We start from the raw sequence: 24,305 nt of genomic DNA on the forward strand, positions 1-24,305 counted from the left end.
AAGCCGACCTGTACACGCACCGTGATCGGGTGGTGGCATGAGTCCCGCGCGGGGGGCCATGACACGGCAGGAGGGATCTCCATGATCGGGTCGGCGATGATCGGCACCACGGCCGCGGCCCTCGTGGCCACGGTGTTCCCGTTCGGAACGATCGGAGCGGCCGCCACCGGAGAAGGGCCGCCCCCGCCCGGCAGAGTCGTCATCGAGCTGACGACCGTCAACGGTTCGGGCTGTGGCCTGCCGCCATGGGCGAGCGTGGCGGTGGCGCCCGACAACATGGCCTTCACCATCTCGCGAGGAAGTGCCACCGCCCGGGTCGGTGTCGGCGCCGGTCCCACGGACTTCCGGAAGAACTGCCAGATCGGACTGAACGTCCACGTACCGCGCGGGTTCACCTACGCGATCGCCGGGGCCGACCACAGCGGCCTCGCGCACCTGGAGAAGGGGGCCACGGGCCTGTTCAGGACCGACTACTACTTCCAGGGCTCGTCGGTCACCACCTCCAGGAGCCATCCCCTCGTCGGCCCGTTCGACGACGCGTGGCAGTTCGTCGACGGCATCGACGTCGCCGACCTCGTCTACGCCCCGTGCGGCGAGCAGCGGAACCTCACCGTCAACACCGTGCTGCGGGTGGACGCGGGCACCTCGGACCCGGCGACGACCACCAGCTCCATGACGCTCGGCACCCCCGGCGACACCATCGACAGCGTCTACCGCCTCGCCTGGAAGCAGTGCCCGCCGGACCTCAGCGGCGACTGATCGCCGTCTCCACCGCCGCGAGGCGGTCCGCGAGGATGCCGAGGGCCGCGACCGCGCGGGCGAGCGGGTCCTCGTCGGAGCCGCCAGACCGCTGTGCGCGCACATGGGCCTCCTTGATCTCCTCCCACCGCTCCGCCTGATGAGACGTCAGAACACCGCGTAGCTCGGCGAGTTTGAGGAGATTGGCCTCGGTGCCCTCCGTCAGGGTCTGGGCCTCGCCCTTGTAGTGGTCGTCGACGAGGGCGGCCAGCTCGGCGCCGTTCATGACGGGGTCGATCCGCGCGGTCATCTTGTTCATGTCGCGGTACGAGCCCTGCAGCCGGAACGGCGGCTCGGTGCGCGTCGCCCCGGACTGCGCGGCGGAGGCGATGTAGGCCGCGTTGACGGCGAGCACCGTGCGCCGGACGGTGAGCACGTGCCGCAGGACGGCGAGGACGCGGTCCAGCTCGGCGGGCGCGTACGGGTGCGCGAGCCGGTCCGGCCGGGCGGTCGTGTCGTCCTGGGCCAGCCGGAGCAGCAGCTCCAGGTCGGCCCGTTCGCGTCCGGCGAGCGGGGCGAGCACCGGGTGGGAGGTCAGGGCGTTCTCGACGAAGCTGAGCGCGAAGGCCTCCTCCTTGCCGGTCAGCACATCGCCGAGGTTCCAGACGTCGGCGCGGTTCGCGAGCATGTCGGGGACGCGGAAGACCCCGCCGGACTCGGTGTACGGGTTGCCCGCCATGCAGACCGCGAACCGCTTGCCCCGCAGGTCGTACGTGCGCGACCGGCCCTGCCGCACCCCCTCCATGCGGCGCTGCCCGTCGCACAGGGAGATGAACTTCTGGAGCAGCTCGGGCGAGGTGTGCTGGATGTCGTCGAGATACAGGAGGGTGTTGCCGCCCGCCTCCAGCGCGAAGTTGATCTTCTCCACCTCCTGGCGGGCCGTGGCGTCGGGCGCCTCCGCCGGGTCGAGCGAGGTGACGGAGCGCCCCAGCGCGGGCCCGTCGACCTTGACGAAGAGCAGGCCGAGGCGGTCGGCGACATACTCCATGAGGGTCGTCTTGCCGTAGCCGGGCGGTGAGACGAGCAGCAGCAGACCGCTGTTGTCGGTGGTCCCGGCGTCGCCCGCCGCGCCCAGCTGCCGGGCGAGGTTGTCGCCGATCAGCGGGAGGTAGACCTCGTCGACGAGCCGGTTGCGCACGAAGCCGCTCATCGGCCGGGGCCTGAACTCGTCGATCCGCAGCCGGGAGCGCTCCGCCGCGACGAGCGCGTTCCGCTGCCGCCGGAAGGCGCGGAAGCCCGGCACGGTCTCCTCGCGGAAGCGACGGGTCCGGGTGAGCACCTCGTCGAGCCGCAGCTCGATCCGGCGGCCGCCGATCCGGGGATGGCTGCCCAGCAGCCCGTCGACGCCCGCCGTGAGCGGCGCCGTGACGTCGTACCGAGGCAGGCCGGCGCACAGTTCCACGGCGACGGCCTCCGCCAGGTCGCCCGGGTCGACGTCCTCGCCGCGACCGGCGGCGTACGCGCCGAGCCACGCCTCGACGAGCTGACGGCGGGCGGCGAGGTTCCCGTACGGGGCGTCCACCCCGCCGAGGGCCCGGAGCTCGTCGTCGTACGCGTGGCCGCCCGCCGCGCGGCGGAACCCGGCGACGACCGCCCGCGCCCCGGCGCCCGTCACGAAGCCCTCGGCCCCGTGGGCCAGCTCCTCGAAGAGGTACTCCGCGGCGAGCGCGGCGTCCGCCGGGGCGCGGCCCTCGAACGAGGCGATCGCGGCGGCCAGTTCGGCCGTGAGCCCGTCGACGGCGGGCGCGAGCCCGAACGTCTCGCGGGCACGCGCCAGCGACCGGGCGCGCAGCGCCCAGACCTCGCGGGCCGCCCCGTCGGTGCCGTACGCCCAGAACAGCTGGGCGGCGGCCCGCGCGGCCGGCGGATACCGCAGCAGGCCCGCGTCCGTGTGCAGGCGCAGCAGGGCCGCGAGGATCGCCGTCGTGTCGTGGTCGTGCACGCCGCGCTCGTAGCCCTCGTCGTACGCGGCGTCGGCCGCCGCCCGGACGAGGGCGGCGAGGCCGTCCGGCCCGGCCTCGTCCAGGGCGGCCGGGCCGTGCTCGGCGAGAAGGCGCGCGGCGAGGTGCTCGGCGCGGTAGACCTCGGGGTTCTCCGAGGGCAGCAGCTGCTCCCAGTAGGGGCGGGTGGCCGCGAAGCCGGGGTCGGTGACGGGGGAGCGGTAGTCCGTGCCGGTCAGGGCGAAGGCGAGGCCGTCCCCGTGCGGGACGAGGGTGAGGTCGACGGCCCGGGTGTGCACGGTGAAGCGGTGGCGCCCGAGGCGGACGGCCGAACCGCCGTCGGTGTACAGGTCGGCGCGGTCGCGCACGCCGCGCCCGGCCTGCCGGAGCGCGGCCTCGACGCGCCCGTCGAGCTCGTCGGCCCGGACCCGGTCGCCGAGCCGCCGCAGTTCGTCGGCGGTGCGGCGCACCTTGGCGACCATGGGGTCGGAGGCGAAGTAGGTGTTGACCGCGTCCGTGTCGGCGAGGGCGGCGGCCCTGCGGTGGACGGTCTCCAGGACGCGTGCCGCGGAGCCCGCGAGGCGCTCCGCGTGCCGGGCCCGGCCGTCCTCCAGGGTCTGCCGCCGGGACGCGAAGGCCTCGTGGACGTCGGCGCGCTTCGCGGACAGCTCCTCCAGGAAGCCGTCCGACTCGGCGTACCGCGACTCCAGGTTCTCCAACTGGAGCAGGATCCGGGCGAGTTGCTCCTCGCAGGCCTCGGGGGTGCCGGCGGCGGCGAGCGCGCCGGTGACGGCCTGCCCCAGCAGCGCGAACTCGGCGGCGAACCCGGCGCGGCCCTCCTGGTCGAGGAGCTCGCGGCGCCGGGCGGCGAGTGTGGCACGGGCGCGGTTGACGCCGCCGAGGACCTCGGCGATCCGCTCCAGGATGCCGGTGCGCACGGTCGCGTCCCCGATGTCCAGGCCCGCGACGACCTCGGTGAGGACGCGCAGGCCCTCGGCGCGCTCGTCGAGGTCGTCGCCCACGGGCCCGGCGGCCGCGACGGTGTCGATGGCCCCGGCGTCGGCGGTCAGCCGCTCGACGTCCGCGTGGTGACCGGCGAAGGCGTCGGGGCGCGCGAGGAACGCGACGGCCCGCTGCGCGGTCGCGGCGATGTCGTCCTCGACCCCGGCGGCCAGCGCGTCGACGCGCTCGACGTCCGCGTACCGCAGGTCCCGCAGGGTGGCGAGCCTGCCCTGGGCCCGGCGCAGTTCGGTGAGCTGACCGATCCAGGCGTCGGCGGTGCGGGGCGCCTCGCCGCGGACGCGGCGCACGAGCGAGGCGATGTGCACCGCCGCCTCGCCGAGTGCGTCGGCGGCCTGCCGGGTGAGGGCCCGCACGGTCTCGAACTCCCGCAGCACCTGCGCGGCCGTGGCCCGGATCTCCGCGAGCGGGGCGGCCAGGCCGCCCAGTTCCGGGTCGGCGAGCCAGGGGAAGCGGTCCGTGACCCGGGCGCACGCGGCGTCGATCTCCTCGAACACGGCACTCGTCGGCGCCGTCCCGGCGGCCATCCTGGCCACGGTCAGGCACGCGGAGATGCCGCGCACCAGATCGGCGTTGCCGATCCGCTCCAGGGGGCCGGTGCCGACGGGCAGCGCGGCGGCGTGCGCGTCGGAGGCGTACGGGCTCCGCCAGATCTGCACCGTGTGCACACGGGCCGGCTCGCCCGTTCCCGCCCCGAGCGTGACGAGCGTGCCGTCGTCGAGGAGCGCGTGGCCCTGACAGACGATCGTGCCCGTGACCTCCTTGCGGATGAGGTTGTAGGAGAGCAGCAGGCTCCGCCCGTCGGCGGGGGAGCGGAAGGCGTAGAGGACGTCCTCGCCGTTGGGGGAGCGGACGGTCCGGTCGAACGCGAGCGCTTCCCCCTCGGCGCCGGTGTCGAAGGTCCTGGTGTCCCCGGTGGCCAGGTAGTAGCCGCCGGGGAAGATGATGCCCTGGCCGTCCGGGAGCAGCAGGCACGCGCGCCCGATGCCGTCCAGGCGCGCCAGGTCCCCGGTGACGGTGTTGAAGACGAGGTGACGCCAGGCCGTCTCGTTGTACGGGCGGACGCGCACCAGGATCAGCGGACCGGTGCGGGCGTGCTCGACGGCGGCGTCGGCGAGGGACTGCAGCGGCTCGTCGACGGGCTCGCTGTGGATGCGGCCCCCGTCCGTCTCCGTCTCGTTCTCGGTCTTGACGGTCAGGGCGCCGCCCACGGTCGAGACGAACAGCTCGCCGCCGACGGCGATGTGCGGATGGCGGCCCAGGACGTGGTCGTCGCGCGTGGTGGGCGTCCACTCGACGTCCCCGGCGGACGGCGGGACGTCGTCGCGGTCGCCCCGCGCGTCCAGGTACGACGGGGTCCCGTCGACGTCGGTCCGCCAGCGCAGCACCCGCCGGTCGCCGGGCAGCGGACCGGTCCGGAAGACGGCGAGGAGCTTGCCGTCGAGCGGCCGCAGCCGGGTCAGCCCGGCGTCGCGGTAGTAGCGGTGCAGCTCGCCGAACTCCTTGACGAACGCGGGGTCGTGGAGCAGGCCGGGCAGCGTGCCGTCGGGGGCGCGGTCGAGCCCGGGGACGGTGTGGAGCGCGAACACGTGGTCCGCGGCGGTGTCCGCGTAGCCGACGAGAAGGTGCCCGCCGACCGCCGCGACGTCGCGCGGGGTGCAGGTGCGGTCGGTACGGAGCCGGCCGGTGCGCAGGAGGTGCAGATCGGTGGCGCCGAACGTCTCCGTGCGGCGGGTGTTGAGCGCCTCGACCGCCCGGGTGAGCGTGGTCGCCTGCGCGGCTAGGCGGTCGCGGAGTACGTCGTAGGTGCCGGTGTCCATGGTGCGACTTTCTGTGTCTGGTCTCTCGTCCCGCCGTTGCCGCCTGCGGCGGGGGCGCCCTTCGGGCGCGTCCTCAAACGCCGGACGGGCTGGATTTGCCGGCTGTGGTCCGCAGCCTGCGGGTATTTCAGCCCGTCCGGCGTTTGAGGACACCGCGCGTCAGCGCGGTCGGGGGTCCGGGGGTCTCCCCCGGTTTCGGGAAGGGGCGGGGCTGGGGAACAAAAACCGCCGGTTACTTGGGGGTGCCGTTGACCTGGGGCGCCCGACCGGCCAGGTCACCGAGCTTCACATCGCTCAACCCACCGGCCTGCGCCGACTCCAGCAAACCTGACAGCGCTCCCGCGATCGTCACATCGCGCAGGCCACCGGCCCCCAGCCCCGCTGCCAGCGCGCCCAGGTCCTTCGTGAAGGAGGAGTCCTCGCCGAGCCACGGCCCGGCCATGTTCCGCACCGTCTCCGAGCGTTCGACGAAGGCGTCCACGCCCTTGCCCAGCGCGATGGAGTTCACGAGCCGGTCGAAGAAGACGCTCTCCCCGCCCACGATGTCGATCTTCGCGTTCTCCAGCCCGGTGGCGAGGACGGACGCCTGCGCCTCCGCGACCTTGCGGTGGACGTCGATGCCCGCCAGCCGTACGTCCTTGTCGGCCTCCAGCCGCAGCCGGAACTCCTCGTGCTCGCGGCTCGCCGCGTCCAGCGCGGCCATCGCCGCCGCCTTCTCCGTGAGGCCCTCCGCCTCGCACTTGAGCTTCTGCTTGAGGCCCTCGGCGCTCACCAGGGCCTTCTCCCGGGCGACTTCGGCCTCCGCGTGGCCGACCTTCGCGATGGCCTCGGCGTCCCGCATCCGCACCTCCGCCTCCGCGAGACCGAGCGCGGCCGCGTCGGCGCGCTTGCCCTCGGCGAGCCGGACGGCGGCCTCCGCGTCCAGCTCGGCGGCCTTGCGGCGGGCCTCCGCCGCCGTCAGCATCTCGCCCGCCCGGTGCGCCGCGGCCTGCTCCGCCGCCTCCGCCGCCTTGATGTCCTTGACGAGCCGCTCCTGGGCCTCCGCCTCGGCGCGGATGACCAGCGCCTGGCGCTCCCGCTCCGCCTCCTCGACCGTGCGGAGCTTCTTGATCTCCTCCTCCTGGGCGGCGACGGTCCTCTCGACCGCGATCCGCTCCCGGACGACGTCGGCGATCTCGCGCTTCTCCGCCTCGACCTCCTTGTCGGCGGCGATCCGCCGCAGCTGGGTCTCCCGCTCCCGGGCGATGACCTCCAGCATCCGGTCCTTCTCGATGCGCTCGTTCTCCACGGCGATGACCCGCTCGCGGTTCTTCTGCGCGACGGCCACCTCGCGCTCGCGGTTCTCGTTCTGGATGCCGAGCTGCTCCTCGGTCCGGATGTGCGCGGTGTGGGAACGCAGCCGCTCCTCCGCCTGGACCCGCGCGGTCTCCGCCTCCTCCCGGGCCCGTACGGTCTCGATCTCCCGCGTCTGCTTGATCTCCGCGTCGGCCTGCCGCTGCTCCAGCTCCAGGACCGCCTCCCGGGCCTCGACGTTCTGCCGGGTGATCTCCTTCTCCTCGGTGCGCTGGAACTCGTTGGTGCGCACGTGCTCGATCGCCGTCAACTCGGTGATCTTGCGGATGCCCTGGGCGTCGAGGATGTTGGCGGCGTCCAGCTGCGTGAGCGGGGTCTGCTCCAGGAAGTCGATGGCCGCGTCCTCCAGGTGGTAGCCGTTGAGGTCGGTGCCGATGACGGCGATGATCCGGTCCCGGAACTCCTCGCGCTTGGTGTAGAGGTCCACGAAGTCCAGCTGCTTGCCCACCGTCTTCAGCGCCTCGGAGAACTTCGCGGCGAAGAACTCCTGCAGCGTGCGCGGGTCGCTGGCCCGCTGGGTGCCGATGGCCTGGGCGACCTTGATGACGTCCTCGACGGTCTTGTTGACCCGGACGAAGAAGTTGATGTGGATGTCCGCCCGGATGTTGTCCTGGCAGATCAGCCCCTCGCGGCCGGTGCGCCGGATCTCGATGGTCTTCACCGAGATGTCCATGTACTCGGCCTTGTGCAGCACCGGCAGCACGACGGCACCGGTGAAGGTGACGTCGACCCGCTTCGTCTTGGAGATGATCAGCGCCTTGCCCTGCTCGACCTTGCGGAAGAGGCGGCTGACGGTGAACAGCACCCCGAGGGCGATCAGCAGCAGGACGGCGACGAGCACGCCGATCCCGATGGCGGTGGCATCCATGGTGGAACCTCTGTCGGTGAGTTGTCGAAAAGAGCGGGCGCGCAGGCCGTGTCACACGGCCGGGGAGCCCGGGTCGAGCGCCGCGTCGAACGGCGTGACCAGGAAGAACTCGCCCTCGGGGACGTAGTCGAAGATGAGGGCCGTCGAGCCCGAGGCGAGGCCGGAGTCGTCCGTGCGGACCTGGACGATCGCCGTCGACCCGTCCTCCGCGGCCACCTCCGCCTGCCCGAACCCGCCGTCCACACGGCCGGTACGGATGACGCAGACGCGGCCGACGAAGTCGAGCCGGGAGGGCGGGCGTTCCTCCGGGAAGAGCCTGCCCAGCGGCCGGACGAGCAGCCGGGTGCCGGCCCAGGAGCCGCAGACCGCGCCCAGCAGCACGGCGGCACCGGCCAGGAGTTGCGCACGGCCGGACAGACCGGATGTCTGGAGGAGGGCGGTGCCCGCCAGTGACAGGAACCAGGCGAGGGCGATCAGCAGCGACACGGCGACGGAGGCGGGCACCCCGCCCAGCCCGGCCGCGGCGAGCAGCCCGGCCGCACCCGGATGATCCGTGCCGTCGTGCCCGTCCGCCCCGCCGTGATGGCCGCCGCTGTCCGCGTCGACTCCGCCGCACAGCACCAGCAGCCAATAGCCGATGACGACAAGCAGCGCGAAGCCGAACACGGCGGCCGGGAAAGCGAGCGCCGCCGTGAGGAAGTCACCCATCGGCCCGCTCTCCGTTCTTGTGTGCCCGGTACGACCCGGCAGGAGCTCGATGTCCGGTCCCGCTTCCGGAACCTGGCATCGAGCTCCACCCCCGTGTCCTGCCCGTCCATGGTGACAGCGTTGAACGTCTGTACGCATTGCCGGTTACCGGCAATCTTTACGCTTCCTTGATGCAGGGTGCTGTCACCTCCCGGGCATCTGGCACCCTTGAGGCCGCGCGCTAAGAAAACATCAGGGGCGCGTCAAGAAACGGGGAGCGCGCGTGACGGACCGGGAGATACCCGACCTCGACGACTATCTGAAGGGCTATGCCGACCTCCTGACCGAGGCCTCCGCCACCGGCAGGCGGCTGCGCCGCGACGAACTGGAGTCGCGCCGCGTGCTCGGCGAGCGCGCCGCCGAGGACGGCCGGGGCCTGCGCGGCCTCGTCGTCGGCCACCTCTCCGCGACCCGCGCCCTCTGGACCCGGCTGCCCGCCGGCCCCGGCGCGGACGGCGGGGCCTCGGGCGTACGCACCACCGCCGCGACCGTCCTCGCCGCCGCCGAGCAGGCCATCGACGCGTTCGCGGAAGGGTACGAGCGGGCCCAGCGGCTGGCCGTCCGCAAGGAGGAGGCCGCACGCCGGGAGTTCATCGATGACCTCCTCTACGGGCGCAGCGACCTGGGCCGACTGTCCGAGCGCGCCGAACGCTTCGGGCTGCGGCTCGCCCGCGCCCACGCGGTGGCCGTCGTCGCCGGACCCGAGCCGTACGACGACGCCCACCCGGTCATGCGTCGGGTGGAGAGCGTGCTCAACGTCCGCTTCGGCGACCGGCACATCCTGCTGACCACCAAGGACGGGCGGCTCATCTGCGTCGCGCCCGGCGATCAGGACGACGTCCTGCGATTCTTCACCAAACAGGCGTACGCGGCCACCGACGGCGGCCGGGTCGCGATCGGCCGCCCGCACCCGGGCGCGGGCGGCGTCGTCCACTCCTACGAGGAGGCGCTCGGCGCCCTCGACCTCGCCGAGCGCATGGGCCTCGACAACCCCGTACTGCACGCGGCCGACCTCCTGGTCTTCCCCGTCCTGACCCGGGACCGACAGGCGATGGCCGACCTCGTCCGCTCGACACTCGGCCCGCTCCGGGAAGCCCGCGGCGGGGCGGTGCCCCTTCTCGACACACTGACCGCTTATTTCGACTCGGGCTGCGTCGCGGCCGAGGCCGCCCGCCGACTCTCCCTGAGCGTAAGGGCCCTGACGTACCGTCTGGAACGCATCCACCGCCTGACGGGGTCCGACCCCGCCGACCCGATGCACCGCTACACGCTGCAGACCGCCGTCATCGGCGCCCGACTGCTCGACTGGCCGTCGAAGGAGCTGTGATTTTTTACAGACCACATGGCGCATGGGTCTGGCCGGAGCAGGCCCCGGCTGAGCGATACCCCATCGGCCCCGCCCGTGCTTCCCTTTTTCAAGGTGTGCGGGCGGGGCCTTCGCGTGAGCGGATCAGCCCTCCAAGCCGTACCGCCGCGCAGCGTCCCGCACCGTCTCCGGCTTCACCTCACCCCGCCGTGCCAGCGCGGCGAGCGCTGTCACCGTCACCGACTGCGGGTCCACGCCGAAGTGGCGGCGGGCCGCCTCGCGTGTGTCGGAGAGGCCGAAGCCGTCCGTGCCGATGGAGGTCCAGTCCTGCTCGACCCACGGGGCGATCTGGTCCGGGACCGCGCGCATCCAGTCGCTGACGGCGACGACCGGGCCCGGTGCGCCGTGCAGGGCCTGGGTGACGTACGGGATCCGGTCCTCGCCCTTGAGCTGCGCCGCGTCACAGGACAGGGCGTCGCGGCGCAGCTCGGTCCAGGAGGGGGCGGACCACACGTCGGCGGCCACGCCCCAGTCGTCGGCCAGCAGGTGCTGCGCGTCGAGCGCCCAGTGGACGGCGGTGCCGGAGGCCAGCAGTTGGAGGCGCGGGGCCTCGGCGGGGGCCTCGGCGGCTGCCTTGAAGCGGTAGAGGCCCTTGAGGATGCCCTCCTCGACACCCTCGGGCATGGCGGGCTGGATCTTGGTCTCGTTGTAGACCGTGAGGTAGTAGAAGACGTTCTCGGCGTCGGGGCCGTACATCCGCCGCAGGCCCTCGCGGACGACGACCGCGATCTCGTAGGCGAACGCCGGGTCGTAGGAGACCGCCGCCGGGTTGGTGGACGCGATCAGGTGCGAGTGGCCGTCGGCGTGCTGGAGGCCCTCGCCCGTCATGGTGGTCCGGCCCGCCGTGGCGCCGATGACGAAGCCCCGGCCCAACTGGTCGGCCAGCGCCCAGAACTGATCGGCCGTCCGCTGCCAGCCGAACATCGAGTAGAAGATGTAGAACGGGATCATCGGCTCGCCGTGCGTGGCGTAGGACGTGGCGGCCGCCGTGAAGTCGGCCAGCGAACCCGCCTCGGTGATGCCCTCGTTGAGGATCTGCCCGTTCTTCGCTTCCTTGTAGTACAGGAGCTGGTCGCGGTCGACGGGGTCGTAGGTCTGGCCGGCCGGCGAGTACAGGCCCGCCGAGGGGAAGAGCGACTCCATGCCGAAGGTGCGGGCCTCGTCGGGGACGACGGGCACCCAGCGCGGACCGGTCTCCTTCTCCCGCATCAGGTCCTTGACCAGCCGGACGAAGGCCATGGTGGTGGCGATCTCCTGGCGGCCCGAGCCCTTGTGCAGGGCCTCGAAGGGCTTCGCGGACGGCTGCGGGAGCGGCTTGGCGACGACCTTGCGGGCCGGGGCCGGACCGTCGAGCGCGGCCCGGCGCTCGCGCAGGTAGCGCACCTCGGGGGAGTTCTCGCCGGGGTGGGCGTACGGCACGAGCTCGCCATCCAGTGCGCTGTCGGGGATGGGGAGTTCGAGCAGATCCCGCATCGCCCGGAACTCCTTCCCCGTGAGCTTCTTCATCTGGTGGTTGGCGTTGCGCGACTCGAAGCCCGGCCCGAGGGTGTAGCCCTTGACGGTCTGGACGAGGACGACGGTCGGCGCGCCCTTGTGCTCGACGGCGGCGCGGTACGCGGCGTACACCTTGCGCGGCTCGTGGCCCGCGCGGGAGGTGCGGAAGAGCTCCAGGAGCTCGGAGTCGCCGAGGCCCGCGCCGATGGCGTGCAGCGGGGAAGCGGGGCCGTCGGCGCCGAAGAAGTGCTCGCGGAGGTAGGCCGGGTCCACGGTGGCGTACGTCTGGAACTGGGCGTCCGGCACCTCGCGCAGCCGCTTGAGCAGCGCGCCCTCGGTGTCCCGCGCGAAGAGCTTGTCCCAGGCCGTCCCCCACAGGGACTTGACGACGTTCCAGCCCGCGGCGCGGAACTGCGCCTCCAGCTCCTGCACGATCTTGAAGTTGGGGCGGACCGGGCCGTCCAGGCGCTGCAGATTGCAGTTGATGACGAAGGTGAGGTTGTCCAGCCGCTCGCGGCCCGCGAGGGCGAGGGCGGCGGTCGACTCCGGCTCGTCCATCTCGCCGTCGCCGAGGAACGCCCAGACGCGCGACCGCGAGGTGTCCTTGATCCCGCGGTGCTCCAGGTAGCGGTTGAACCGGGCCTGGTAGATGGCGGAGAGCGGACCGAGGCCCATGGAGACGGTCGGGAACTCCCACAGCCAGGGCAGCCGGCGGGGGTGCGGGTAGGAGGGCAGGCCGTCGCCGCCCGCCTCCTGCCGGAAGCGGTCGAGCTGACCCTCCGTCAAACGGCCTTCCAGGAAAGCGCGCGCGTAGATGCCGGGGGAGGCGTGGCCCTGGATATAGAGCTGGTCGCCCGAGCCTCCCCCAGCTACCTCCCCCAGACTCCGTCCGGGGGTGCCCCCAGGGGGTGCCCCCAGCCCCTCTTTGCCGCGGAAGAAGTGCTGGAAGCCCGTCTCGTAGAGCCAGGCCGCGGAGGCGAAGGTCGCCATGTGGCCGCCGAGCCCCGCGCGCTGGTTGCCGCGGGTGACCATGGCGGCCGCGTTCCAGCGGTTCCAGGCGGTGATCCGGGCCTCCAGCTCCTCGTCGCCCGGGTAGGCGGGCTCGGCGGAGGTCGGAATGGTGTTGAGGTAAGGGGTCTCCAGGAGCGGAGGGAGGTCCAGCCCGGACCGCTCGGCGTGTTCCGCCATACGGCGCAGCAGGTACGCCGTCCGGTTGGCTCCCCCGAACCGGGTGGCGGAGTCCAGGGACTCCAGCCACTCGGCGACCTCTGACGGGTCCTTGTCGGGCAGTTGGTCGAGCTGGGACACGGCTGATCCTCTTTCACAATCCCGGGTGGGGACCGGGGCACCGCGCTCTGCCGTGGTGCCCCGGCGGTGGAGACGCGCGGCCAGGCATGCGGGTGGACCGGCCGCCGGAGGCGTCGAGCCCGCCCCCGTCAGAACTGCAGATTCCGTGTGGCGGAACCGCGTTTCCGTCCGACAACGCTAGGAGCGGGAAGTTGTTGCAGTCAACATCTACCGGCCGGTAATGAACGATGATCGATCATTTTTCCCCGCAGGCCCGCCGGACCATTTCTGACCTGCGAGTCAGCTGGCCGCCCGGCGCAGGATGGCTTCGTAAACGCCCCGGTCATTGGCCGTTACCTCGGGAAAGCCCGTTCCGTACGCGCCGTGCCAGCGCGCCGAGACCCCGGGATTGGCGTGATCTGATCCGTCCGCGAGATAGAAGTGCGGGCTGCATATGACGCCGTGTTCCTTCGCGCAGCGGAAGTCACGGGCGATCAGCGCGCGGGCCCGGCCCTCGGTGAGCCCCTCGGCGATGGGCTCCGGATCGACCCCCTCCGTCTCCTCGGCGATCTCCAGCACCACGGCGTACGCGCCGATGGACCTGCTCTCCGCCCAGAACGCGCGCCGCAGCGCCAGATCCAGCCGCTCGGAGGCCTCCAGCCCCTGCTCCTTGGCGAGTTGCACTGCCTCCAGGGCCGGGAGCGAGGTGGACGGGAACTTCCAGTCGGGCGCCCGCCACAGCTGCCAGCCGGCCTCCGGCTCGATGTGGGCCACGCCGCCCACCTCGGAGTCCGTGCCGGGCCGGGGGCTCGGGCCGCCGTTGAACATCTCCAGGGGGAACGCGCGGTGGTTCAGCCGGACACGGTCCGTGAGGCCCAGCCGCTCGCGCGTGGTGTGCAGCCGGTGCATGGCCACGTGCGCGAACGAGCACCAGATGTCGGAGAAGACGGTGATGACGCCGGGGCGGATGCCGTCCTGCGGCGGGGGAGTGGTGGTCATGACGCTCCAATCGATTGACGGGCGTAGCCCAGGATGTGCAGTTGCAGGAGCCGCCCGGCCTCCGGGTCCTGCCGCCGGAATGCCTCGACGAGGGGCTCGTGGTCCGAGGCGTTGTCGTGCAGCTCGGTGCGCAGCCGGGTGAGGGACAGCCGCGTCCACAACTCGACTGTCAGCGACTCCCAGTTGGGCAACAGTACGGAATTGCCGGCGGCTTCGACGATCTCCCGGTGGAATGCCACGCCGTGGCGCACCTGTCCGTCGACGTCGCCGGCCTCCGCCGCGGTGTGCATCTGCGCCGTGTGCTCCTCCAGGACGTCGATCCGGTCCGCCAGCCGGGCCAGGGCGAGCTCCGCGGCGAGCCGCTCCAGGGCGCCGCGGACGGGGTAGACCTGACACAGTCGTTGCGGTGTCAGTTCCCGTACCCACGTTCCTCTATTTGGCGATAACTCGACCAGTTGCATCGCCTGGAGGTCGCGCAGGGCCTCCCGTACGGGTGCCTGGCTCACCCCGAGTTCCATGGCCACGCGGCGCTCGACGATCCGGTCGCCCGGCCGCCACCGGCCCTCCATGAGATGGTCGAGCAGGATGCGGCGGACCTGGTCGCTCAGCGAGGTGCGGGTCAAGCGGGCACCGGGATCCGGGCGTTGGGCTGACTCTCCGGTCATAGGCGAGGGTTCTCCAGAACAGGCTTGAGCGATGATCGATCATCGGTTAACGTACGTTACCGGGGGTCAAATCGCGGCTGCTTCACGCCACTTCGTCGACCGATCCCCGGCCGGGCCGGACGCGGTCCGGCGGCACCACGCGGTCCACGTTTTTCCGGCTCGACCAGCATGCCTTCCCTGACGGAACATCAACTTCCGCTGTCATCCGCCGCCGTCGAAGCCCGTGCGCCATCCGCAGGACGCCCGGCGGCGTGCCGTTTCTTCCGTACGCGGAGGCCCACCGGCCCCCGTGGCATCTGCCCGTCGCTCAAGCAGCGCAGCAGCCCGCGAAGGAGAACCCGTGACCGAGCAGCTTCTCGACCTCACCCAGCACGAGATCGAGGCCCTCAAGACCCGTTTCAACCTCGCCGACGCCCACACCCACCAGAACCAGTCGCCGGGCCAGCAGGAGATCGTCGCCGCGCTGCCCGCGCTGTGGTACGAGGCGGAGAACACCAGGCAGGCCGATCTGGAGAACCGCTTCAAGGAGGTCTTCTTCCGCCTGCACGGGCAGAACAGCGTCCGCGCCGAATCGACCATGCTCTCCTACGCGGCCTCCATATCGACCCTGGTCGCCGGCATGTACCTCAAACGCCACGACATCAGCGTCAGCCTCGTCGAGCCGTGTTTCGACAACCTCCCCGACGTGCTGCACAACGTCGGCGTGCACCCGGTCCCGGTCCCCGAGGACGCCCTGCACGACGTCGACCGCATCTACGAGCGGCTCGCCGCGTCCGTCGAGACCGACGCCCTCTTCCTCGTCGACCCCAACAACCCCACCGGCTTCAGCCTTCTCTCCCACGGCCGCAAGGGATTCGAGGAGGTCGTCCGCTTCTGCGTCGACCACGACAAGCTGTTCGTCATCGACCTCTGCTTCGCCGCCTTCGCCCTCGCCGACCCCCGGTTCGGCCGCTTCGACCTCTACGAGCTCCTCGACACCTCCGGCGTCCGCTACATCGCGCTGGAGGACACCGGCAAGACCTGGCCGCTCCAGGACGCCAAGTGCGCCCTGCTCACCTGCAGCCGCGACCTCTACGAGGACGTCTACAACATCCACACCAGCGTGCTGCTCGACGTCTCGCCGTTCGTCCTCAACTTCCTCGCCCGCTATGTGGAGGACTCCATCGAGGACGGCATGGCCTCGGTCCGCGACGTCATCACCCGCAACCGGGAGACCGCGCAGAAGGCGCTCGCGGGCAGCCTGCTGGAGCACATCGAGCCGACGGTGAACGTCAGCGTGGCCTGGTTCCGGATCCAGGACGACAAGGTGCGGGCGACCGACCTCCAGCGCCACCTGGCGGAGCATGAGGTCTATGTGCTGCCCGGCACCTACTTCTTCTGGAACGAGCCCGAGCGCGGCGAGTCCTACGTCCGCGTGGCCCTGGCCCGCGACCCCGGCGAGTTCCTGGCCTCCGTGACCAAGCTCCGGGAGGCGGTGGACGGTTATGGCCGCTGAGACCTACCTGGACGCGTCCCTCTTCATGGGGATGCACAGCACCGACCCGTCGGTGCGGGCCGCCTGCACGGCCTTCTTCGTCTCCCACCTCGACCGGCCCGTCGTGATGACCTACGAGGAAGTGGGCCGCTGCGACGACTTCGTATGGCACCTGCCGCGTGAAGTGCAGGACGCCTACTACCCGTTCATGGACGTCCTGCACTCCCTGATGCCGATCTCCCGGCGGGCCTACAGCGAGACCGACCTGGCGGCCGCCGTGCGGCCGTCCGCCGGGGCCGCGGGGCTGCGGACGCGCGACCGGCTGCTGCTCGCCTCGGTCCTCGGCACCGGCGGGCGGCTCGTCACCGTCAACCCGCGGCTGACGGCGCTGACCGGACTCGGACCCTCCGTGCGGGAGCCCGAACCGGCCGCGGAGCGCGGCGTGTTCCCGGCGGAGCTGGACCAGCTCTACGAGCGGTCGCTGGTGCTGGAGGCCGACCATGCCGAGCTCTGACCGCGCGGTGGCCGTCGCCCGGTTGAAGGAGCTGCGCGGCACGCTCGTGCCCCTCGTCACCCCGGTCGACGAGAACCGCCGGGTGTGCGCGACGAGCGTGGCGGCGCTGGTGCGGTCCCTGCACGGCCGCGTCACCGCGTACCTGCCCGCCCTCAGCACCGGCGAGGGCTGGACCCTGTCCCCCGGGCAGTGGGCCGACATGGTGCGGCTGACCGTGGAGCACGCGGACGGCACCCCCGTACTCGCCGGGGTGGCGCTCGGCGACGCCGGAGGCGTCCTGGCCCGTGCCCGGCTCGCCGCCGAACTGGGCGCCGACGGGGTCGTCGTGCCTCCGCCGTTCCCCGGCGCGGACGGTGGACGTCGCGGGCTCGTCGACCACTTCACCGAGGTCCTCGACGGCAGCCCGCTGCCCGTGTTCGTCTACCACGAGCACATGGTGTCCGGGACGCCGCTCGACGTCGAGGCGCTCCACGAGGTCTGCGCCCTGCCCGGCATCGCCGGCGTCAAGGACTCCAGCGGCTCCGCCGAGTTCACCCGGAAATTGCTGGAAAACCTGGCGAACCCGGAGAGCACCGCCGGAGTGCCCGTTTTCCAGGGCTGGGAGCACCTGATCGGGCAGGTCCCCGGCGTCCAGGGCTTCGTCGGACCGCTGGCCAACCTCGAACCCTCGGTCTGCGCCGAGGCGCTCGCTGCGGGCGCGGAGGACGCGCAGCGCCGCGTCGACGCGCTGTCCGAGCGGTACCGGCTCCTGGCGGACGACTGGTACCTGCACGTCAAGGTGGAGCTGGTCCGCCGGGGCGTCATCGGCACCGCACTGGCTGTCAACTGACCGCGCGCGCCGGCCCGGACACCACTCCTCCGGGCCGGCACCCCCATCCGTATGTCCATAGCACCGTGATCCGCCGGGAGTCTTCCGTGACCACCACGACCCGTACGGCCGGCAGCCGCCTCTTCGTACTGAACCGTTCCATACCCACCCCTGATGAACTGCGTGAACTGCACGAGCTGGAGGAGCGGCTGATCGCCGGCCGCGCCCGTGAGATCGAGGCGGCCGCCCCCGAGATGGCCGACCGGGCGGCCCTGAGCCGTCATATGAAGGCCCTGCTGGAGGCGGAGAAGGCCGACGCGCCCGAGTTCGAGCGGGTCATGGCGGAGGACCTCGACCGCGAGCAGTTCAAGGAGGTCGTCGCGCAGTTCGCGGTGGACGGCCTCACCGAGTCGGAGTCGTTCCTGCCCATCGTGTGGCGACTCCCGAAGAAGGCCAAGATGGCCGTCTTCCGGGTGCTCGTCGACGAGTTCGGCTGCGGCAACCTCGACCAGGCGCACTTCAACATCTACCGCGACCTGATGACCGAACTGGACATGTCCCTGGAGGTGTCCGACTACCTCGACCGGACCAACGAGGAGACGTACGCCTACGTCAACACCTTCTTCTGGGCGGCCGCCCGAGCGCCCCGCCCGGAGTATTTCCTGGGCGCCCTGTGCTACCTGGAGTCCAGCATCCTCTACGCCTTCCAGTGCTTCGCGAACGCCGCCACCCGGCTCGGGCTGACCGGTGCCCGCTACTACACCGAGCACCTGCACATCGACAACTTCCACGCCAAGGAACTCCAGGTGGCCATCCGGGAGTTCGAAGCCGAGGCCGACCTCCACCCGGCCAAGGTGTGGACGGGCTTCAAGCTCGCCAGCGATGTCATCGGCGGTGCCACCGAGGCGGCCGTCGCCTCCGCGCTGAAGGTGGCCTGAATGCCGGACGTGAACGGACCGGTCCCGGCCGAGCGGATCAGTGTCGAGCGGATCGGCGCGGACCGCATCCGGGTGCGGATCGGCGACCGGGAATTCGAGGCCGACGCCTATTGCCCGCACCGTAAGGGACACCTCGCCCACGGCTATGTGAACGCGGCCCGGCTGCGCATCACCTGCCCCCTCCACCACTCCAGCTTCTCCCTGGAAACCGGCGAGGCCATCACCGGCCCCACCCGCACCCCGCTGTGCGTACGGGAGATCACGGAGCAGTCGCCCGAGCCGGTGAACTGAGCCCTGCTGGAGCCCCGTTCGGGTGAGACGGCTGTCGATGCCCGGACGGGGCATCAGGCCCCGGCTACGGTTGCCCGGTCGGGCGGGGCGTGGCACCGGGGGGGCGGGCATGGAGCTGAAGCGGTGGCTGGATCGCGGGGCCGAGGCATTCGAGGCATGGGCCCGGTCGTACGAGGAGTACGCGGCCCATCCGGCCATGGACGTCGACGACGACGCCTGCGCCGCCGCGTTCGACGAGCTGACCGGCCGGCTGCACGGCAGTTACCCCTTCTTCCACCCCTGCTACGCGGGGCAGATGCTCAAGCCCCCGCATCCGGTCGCCGTCGCCGGGTACCTCGCCGCGATGCTCGTCAACTCCAACAACCACGCGCTGGACGGCGGTCCCGCCACATCCGCGATGGAGGAGGAAGCGGTCGCCCAACTCGCCTCCATGGTCGGCCTGGAGACACACCTTGGGCACCTCACCAGCAGCGGCACGCTGGCGAATCTGGAGGCGTTGTTCGTCGCCCGCGAGAGCCGTCCCGGCCGCTCCGTCGCGGTCAGCGCCGAAGGCCACTACACGCACGCCCGGATGTGCCATCTGCTGGGCATGCGGGTGCACCGGGTCCCGGTGGACGACCGGGGGCGGATGGACGTGGCCGCGCTGGAGCGACTGCTGGCCACGGGAGACGTCGGCACGGTCGTCGCCACGACCGGGACCACGGCGCTGGGCGCGGTCGACCCCGTGCACCGCATCGTCCCGTCGGCGCGGCGGCATGGCGCCCGCGTCCATGTGGATGCCGCGTACGGCGGCTTCTTCGCGCTGCTCGCCGACGACCCGCTCACGGACGGGGCCACCGGGGACGCGCTGCGGGCCGTCGCGCGGAGCGACTCCGTGGCGATCGACCCGCACAAACACGGTCTCCAGCCCTACGGGTGCGGCGCGGTGTTGTTCGCCGACCCCGCGACCGCCCGGTTCTACCGGCATGACTCCCCTTACACCTACTTCACCTCCGACCGGCCGCATCTGGGCGAGATCAGCCTGGAGTGCTCACGCTCCGGGGCGGCCGCTGCCGCCTTGTGGCTGACCCTCCGGCTGCTGCCGCTCACCCGGCAGGGGCTGGGCGGCGTGCTCGCCGCCGGGCGCCGGGCCGCCCTGCGCTGGGCCGAACTGATCGGCGGCTCACCCCATCTGAGTCTCTATCAGCAGCCCGAGCTCGACATCGTGACCTACTACCCGAGTCACCCGGGTACCGGGCCCGCCGTACTGTCCCGGGTCGACACCGCGTCGCGCGAGGTGATGCGGCGAGGCATGGAGGCGAAGGAGAATCCGGTGTTCCTCAGCGTCGCCCGCGTCGGCGCGGACGCGTTCACCGGCCGCCACGCGGACGTCGTCCCCGACCGCGACCACGCCCACATCCTGCGCAGCGTCCTGATGAAACCGGAGAGCGAGCTGTATCTGGAACGCCTGCACCACCGGGTGGAGGAACTCGCGAGGTCCTCGGCATGACCGCCCATGACGCCGAATACGACCGGTACTTCGGCATCCTCAGGCATCCGGCGCGTCCCGGCACCGCACGCCTGCGCGCGGGTGTTCTGCGCGACCTGCCGCACACCCGCCTCGGCGAAGACCAGCGCGCCGTGCTCGTCTCGGGGCTGTGGCTCGCCTCCCGCGCCGTCGAGGCGCGGGCCGACGCCGGGTTCGGCACGGCACCCGTCGACGGCCTCCCGGACGCGCTGTGCCGGTGGAAGCTCGGCCACCAGCTGTTCCACCTGCTGCTCACGGCCATGAACACCGCCCTGGACGATGCCCTGGCCGCCACGCGGGGCGCCGCATGGCCGGAACTCGTCGCTGCTATGGGGGAGTTACGCCTGTTGTACGACGCGGCCACGGCTGCCATGGACTACGCCGCGGACTTCCCCGCCGCCACGTACCGGGACGAGATCCGTCCGACCATGGAGCCTCCGTACATGCCCCCGGGGTTCTCCGGGGTGTTCAACCGGGACCACCGTGCCATGGTGCGCCGCATGCGCGGCCTCGAGCGCTCGGTGCGGATACTCCCCCAGGACATCCCGGACCCGGGAACGGTGCGGACGATCCACCGGGGAGCGGCCGCCCTCAGGGCGGCCCAACGCCGCAATCGCCGTCATCACGGCAGGATCTGCGAGCGGTGCGTCCCCGGCGGCGCGTCACTGCTGCGGACCTACCTCGACCGGCGCCGTGCCCAGGAGGACTCTCCGTGCGACAGGGACTGACCGGCGGTATCGGGGACATCGAGGGGATCGACGCCCGCGCGGGCCGGCGACTGCTGGACGGCCTGCTCGACGAAGCGGTGTGGCTGGACCACTGCGCCTTCGTCAGCGCGTCGTTCCGCCCGGCACCGCCCTGGCTCCGCCACGAACCGGTCTCCGCGTTCCAGCCGTTGCCCGCGCTCCCGTCCGGTGGTCCACGGAACACACCGGGCCCGCGCCGCGTCTGCGTCTCGTTCGCGCCCGAGCACGGCCCCAACGCCCGCACGTGGGCGCGTGCTCACGGCTACCGGCTGCTCGCCCCGGACCCCGGCGTCACCGCCTGGGCGGCGGACAAGATCAGCGTGCTGGAGCTGTTCGCGGAAGCGGGCGTGGCCGCCCCGCCGTCCTTGGTCGTCCCCGCGACCGGGCGGGCGCCGGCGGAGGCGTACTGGGACGACAAGTGGCCCGGGGCCGTGGCCCAGCGCAGGGAGAACAACCTGATCGGCCGGGGCACCGTCCCCGTCGACTCCCCGGCCGAACTGGACCGTTGCCTCGCCGCCTGGCCGGACGAGCCGGTCCGGCTGAGCCGTCGGGCCCCCGGAATCTCCCTGACCGTCACGGCGTGCGCCGGGCCGGACAGGACCGTGGTCTCGGCCGTCTCCCACCAACTGGTCGGGCTGCCCGAACTCGCCGCTTCCTGGGGCACGCACTGCGGCAACCAGCTCGTACACCCCGGTGACCTGCCGGACGGGCTGTACGGGCAGGCCCGCGAGGCGGCACGGCGCGTGGGCGAGGTCCTGCGCGGCCACGGCTTCCGGGGCGTCTTCGGCCTGGACCTCGTCGAGGAGGACGGGCGCCTCCTCGCCATCGAGGTCAACCCCCGCTTCCAGACGGTGGTCTCCCTCGTCCAGACCGCCGAGCGCGCGGCAGGGCTGCTGCCCTCCCTGGGCGTGCACCTCCTGTGCTTCCTCCTGCCCGAACTGCCCCCGGTCGTGCCCGGGGCACTGCCGTACGGCCCGCGCCGCCCGAGCCAGCTCGTCGTCCACGCCGCCGAGGACACCACGGTGCACGGACTCGCCCCCACAGGGCGCTACCGTCTCGACGGCCGGGCGGCGACCGGCCCGCTCCCCGCTCCGCCCGACGCTCCGCCCGACCTCGCCGGGCTCCACGACGACGAGGCCCTGTGCTGGGCCATCGCCCACCCGGGTCCGGTCGCCGCCGGCCAGGAGCTGGCCCTGCTCCAGTTCGGGCGCACCGTGGCCGCCCTCGAACCGCGGCCCCGCCCCCGTCCGGACGCGCAGGCCTGGATCGCCGCCTTCCACCAGCGATCCGGGACCGCGGCGAGGACCGTGGGCGAAGCCACCACCCGGCCCCTGCTGCGGCTCGCCGAGGAGCCGATGCGCGAGGCGGGCCGGCACGCACTCGAGCTCATCATCGAGCGGTTCACCACCCCGCGCGAGCGGCCGCCCCTCCGCGTCCCTTCCCCTCGCAGCCTCCGGGCCGCCCTGGACGAACCCCTGCCCGAGGACGGCACCGACGACCTGTGCGCCGTCCTCGACCGCGTCACCCGCGACGCCCTCGGCGAGGCGACCCGCCTCGACCACCCGCGAAGCTTCGCCTTCACCCCTTCCACCGGCAACTTCCCGGCCGTCCTCGCCGACGCCCTCGCCTCCGCCCACCTCTCGGTGCCGGGCGCGTGGCTGGTCGGCGCCGGCCCCACGCAGCTCGAACTCACCACCCTGGGCTGGCTCAAAACCCTCCTCGGCCTCCCCGAGTGGGCCGGCGGGCTCTTCGTCAGCGGCGGCTCCGTCGCCAACCTCACCGCCCTGGCCGTCGCACGCGACCACCACCTCGGCGAGGACTGCTCCCGCGCCCGCCTCTACTGCTCCAGCCAGGCCCACCCCTCCATCGCACGCGCCGCCCACCTCCTGGGCCTGACCCGCGCCCGGCTCTCCGTCGTACCGGCCGACCGTGCCCTCCGCCTGGACCCGGCGGAGGTCGCGCGGCGCGTCGCCCGCGACCGGGCCGCCGGCCTGCGGCCCTTCGCCGTCGTCGGCACGCTCGGCACCACCGGGACCGGCGCCGTGGACCCCCTCGACGACCTCGCCGACCTCTGCGAGCGCGAAGGGCTCTGGCTCCACATCGACGGCGCCCACGGCGCCGCGGCGGCCGCCACCGCCCGGGGCCACGGGCTACGGGCCGCCCTGTGCCGCGCCGACTCCCTGACCGTCGACCCGCACAAATGGCTCTTCCAGCCCTACGAGATCGGATGCGTCCTGCTGCGCCGTCCGGAGCTGCTGCGGACCACCTTCGACCTGGCGCGCCACGCACTGGACACCGGCTACCTCGCCCCGACCGCGTCCCGGGGCGACGAGGTGAACCTCTCCGACCGCGGCCCCCAGCAGAGCCGCGGGCTGCGGGCCCTGAAGCTGTGGCTGTCGCTGAAGGCCTTCGGCGCGCAGGCGTTCCGGCAGGCCATCGAGCACGGCATGGACCTGGCCGAACACGCGGCGGACCTGGTCGCGTCCCACCCCGAACTGAGGCTGGTCACACCGCCCGGCCTCGCCGTCCTCACCTTCCGCTACCACCCGGCCGACGCCCCGCCCGGCTGGGACGCCGACACCGCGCAGGAGCACATCAGCCGGGCGGTGTGCACCGAGGGCGAGGCACTGCTCCTCACCACGCGGGTGCACGGCACCGTGGTGCTTCGGATGTGCACCATCAACCCCGCCAGCACCCGGGACGACGTCGCCTTCGTCCTCGGCCTGGTCGCCCGTCACGGCCGCCGGTCGCTGAGCGCGGTCAGCGAATCAGCAGTGCCGAAGGACCGGTGATCAGCCGCACCCCGCGGTCCGTGGCACACGACGCGACGTCGAGGGTGAGCTGGAGGCCGGGAGAAGCGACCGTCCTCCCCTCGAACCTCCCCGACACGACCGTGCCGACCACCAGCACCACGGCCTGCCCGGCGACTTGCCGGACATTGCCCATGGGGTACTTCACCACGCTCCGTTCACCGGTGCTCCAGGTGATCTTCTCCACCGTGGTGGCGTCGGAGTCGAAACAGCCGTTCACCCCACCGCCGCTGATCTCGGACTTCCCGAAGGTGAGGGCGGGGTCGGCGGAGGTGCAGCTGTAGGCTCCGCTGCCGGTGATCCTGGTCTTTCTCGCCCACAGGCCCAGTCCGGGGGAGAACTCGACGGTGTTGGTCCCCACACAACTGACGGCCCCCGTCGACTCGTTCGCCTCGGTCGGCGCCACCACGCCCCCCGCCACCGCCGTCCCCACGGCCAGGGCCACGCTCCCGCATGCCCTCGCCCAATGCCACGTCCTGTGCATGACGCACGCCCATTCTCTCTCCGAGCCCGACCCGCTTCGGGAAACGGAATTGTCCCCATCGCATGAGACCGCCGGAGCCGAACTGCCCGGTATTCCCCCGTCCGTTGACAGCACACACAGAGTGAGGGGCGCGCGCCGTCCTGCGCGCTACCGGAGCGGCTCTCGCCCGTCGGGGACGATGAGCAGCCGCAGTGCCACGGCACGGCCGCGTTGCTTCGTTCGTCCTCCCGTAGCAGGCGTCGCCGATCCCCGCCTGGGCTTCCGCCACGTCACCTTCGACCGCCTCCCCGTGCAGCCGCCGGCCCCGCTATTCGCGCAGGTCAGTGAAGGGGAGGCGGCCCCGGGTAGGGCGGGCCCGTCCAGGGGAGTCCCTCCT

At 72.3% G+C, this 24,305-nt stretch carries 17 protein-coding genes; 10 read left to right on the plus strand and 7 right to left on the minus strand.

All coding sequences use genetic code 11. The annotated features are described in order from the left end of the window. Positions 1–81: 81 nt before the first annotated feature. A complete protein-coding gene (locus ACWD4A_RS11245) occupies positions 82–759 on the plus strand; it encodes a DUF4360 domain-containing protein (protein WP_451192283.1) in 678 nt (225 codons plus the stop codon). Here the strand turns inward: ACWD4A_RS11245 and ACWD4A_RS11250 are convergent. The 3 genes from ACWD4A_RS11250 to ACWD4A_RS11260 form a co-directional block, all read right to left on the minus strand. Next, positions 746–5,578, minus strand: coding sequence for a DNA repair ATPase (locus ACWD4A_RS11250; RefSeq protein ID WP_451192284.1), 4,833 nt, complete (start codon positions 5,576–5,578; stop codon positions 746–748). The genes ACWD4A_RS11245 and ACWD4A_RS11250 overlap by 14 nt on opposite strands. A 232-nt stretch (positions 5,579–5,810) precedes the next feature. Further along, the gene (locus ACWD4A_RS11255; protein WP_451192286.1) at positions 5,811–7,799 is read right to left on the minus strand and encodes a flotillin family protein; all 1,989 of its coding nucleotides are present in this window, start codon (positions 7,797–7,799) and stop codon (positions 5,811–5,813) included. Positions 7,800–7,850: 51 nt separating this feature from the next. Continuing rightward, complete coding sequence (locus ACWD4A_RS11260; RefSeq protein ID WP_451192288.1) at positions 7,851–8,507, minus strand: hypothetical protein; 657 nt, start codon at positions 8,505–8,507, stop codon at positions 7,851–7,853. A gap of 262 nt (positions 8,508–8,769) precedes the next feature. Here ACWD4A_RS11260 and ACWD4A_RS11265 point away from each other — a divergent pair, with 262 nt between their 5' ends. Continuing rightward, entirely contained in the window at positions 8,770–9,873 is a 1,104-nt protein-coding gene (locus ACWD4A_RS11265) for a PucR family transcriptional regulator (RefSeq protein WP_451192290.1), read from the plus strand. A gap of 123 nt (positions 9,874–9,996) precedes the next feature. On the opposite strand, the gene aceE is transcribed toward ACWD4A_RS11265, so the two are convergent. The 3 genes from aceE to ACWD4A_RS11280 form a co-directional block, all read right to left on the minus strand. Continuing rightward, entirely contained in the window at positions 9,997–12,714 is a 2,718-nt protein-coding gene (gene aceE / locus ACWD4A_RS11270; RefSeq protein WP_451192292.1) for a pyruvate dehydrogenase (acetyl-transferring), homodimeric type, read from the minus strand. 279 nt (positions 12,715–12,993) lie between these two features. Next, positions 12,994–13,692, minus strand: coding sequence for a DsbA family oxidoreductase (locus ACWD4A_RS11275; protein WP_451192294.1), 699 nt, complete (start codon positions 13,690–13,692; stop codon positions 12,994–12,996). Then, positions 13,689–14,357, minus strand: coding sequence for a GntR family transcriptional regulator (locus tag ACWD4A_RS11280; protein WP_451192296.1), 669 nt, complete (start codon positions 14,355–14,357; stop codon positions 13,689–13,691). The genes ACWD4A_RS11275 and ACWD4A_RS11280 overlap by 4 nt, the downstream gene beginning before the upstream one ends. Positions 14,358–14,697: 340 nt before the next feature. Here ACWD4A_RS11280 and ACWD4A_RS11285 point away from each other — a divergent pair, with 340 nt between their 5' ends. From ACWD4A_RS11285 to ACWD4A_RS11320, 8 genes are all read left to right on the plus strand, one after another. Next, positions 14,698–15,852 (plus strand): pyridoxal phosphate-dependent aminotransferase, encoded by a 1,155-nt coding sequence (locus tag ACWD4A_RS11285; RefSeq protein WP_451192298.1) that lies wholly within the window; start codon positions 14,698–14,700, stop codon positions 15,850–15,852. Further along, the gene (locus tag ACWD4A_RS11290; RefSeq protein WP_451192300.1) at positions 15,842–16,345 is read left to right on the plus strand and encodes a DUF6190 family protein; all 504 of its coding nucleotides are present in this window, start codon (positions 15,842–15,844) and stop codon (positions 16,343–16,345) included. Before ACWD4A_RS11285 ends, ACWD4A_RS11290 begins: the two co-directional genes overlap by 11 nt. Further along, a complete protein-coding gene (locus tag ACWD4A_RS11295) occupies positions 16,332–17,174 on the plus strand; it encodes a dihydrodipicolinate synthase family protein (RefSeq protein WP_451192302.1) in 843 nt (280 codons plus the stop codon). Before ACWD4A_RS11290 ends, ACWD4A_RS11295 begins: the two co-directional genes overlap by 14 nt. A gap of 86 nt (positions 17,175–17,260) precedes the next feature. Beyond that, complete coding sequence (locus tag ACWD4A_RS11300; RefSeq protein ID WP_451192304.1) at positions 17,261–18,091, plus strand: iron-containing redox enzyme family protein; 831 nt, start codon at positions 17,261–17,263, stop codon at positions 18,089–18,091. Then, on the plus strand, positions 18,092–18,382 hold the full coding sequence (locus tag ACWD4A_RS11305) for a Rieske (2Fe-2S) protein (protein ID WP_451192306.1): 291 nt from the start codon (positions 18,092–18,094) through the stop codon (positions 18,380–18,382). A gap of 109 nt (positions 18,383–18,491) precedes the next feature. Next, positions 18,492–19,871, plus strand: coding sequence for a pyridoxal phosphate-dependent decarboxylase family protein (locus ACWD4A_RS11310; RefSeq protein ID WP_451192308.1), 1,380 nt, complete (start codon positions 18,492–18,494; stop codon positions 19,869–19,871). Then, on the plus strand, positions 19,868–20,617 hold the full coding sequence (locus ACWD4A_RS11315; RefSeq protein WP_451192310.1) for a hypothetical protein: 750 nt from the start codon (positions 19,868–19,870) through the stop codon (positions 20,615–20,617). The genes ACWD4A_RS11310 and ACWD4A_RS11315 overlap by 4 nt, the downstream gene beginning before the upstream one ends. Continuing rightward, positions 20,602–23,427, plus strand: a complete 2,826-nt coding sequence (locus ACWD4A_RS11320; RefSeq protein WP_451192313.1) for a pyridoxal-dependent decarboxylase — start codon at positions 20,602–20,604, stop codon at positions 23,425–23,427. Before ACWD4A_RS11315 ends, ACWD4A_RS11320 begins: the two co-directional genes overlap by 16 nt. Here ACWD4A_RS11320 and ACWD4A_RS11325 read toward each other — a convergent pair. Further along, complete coding sequence (locus tag ACWD4A_RS11325) at positions 23,396–23,890, minus strand: hypothetical protein (RefSeq protein ID WP_451192316.1); 495 nt, start codon at positions 23,888–23,890, stop codon at positions 23,396–23,398. The two genes, ACWD4A_RS11320 and ACWD4A_RS11325, sit on opposite strands and share 32 nt — an antisense overlap. Between the last annotated feature and the right edge of the window lie 415 nt (positions 23,891–24,305).

It is taken from the genome of Streptomyces sp. NPDC002537, assembly GCF_053594975.1.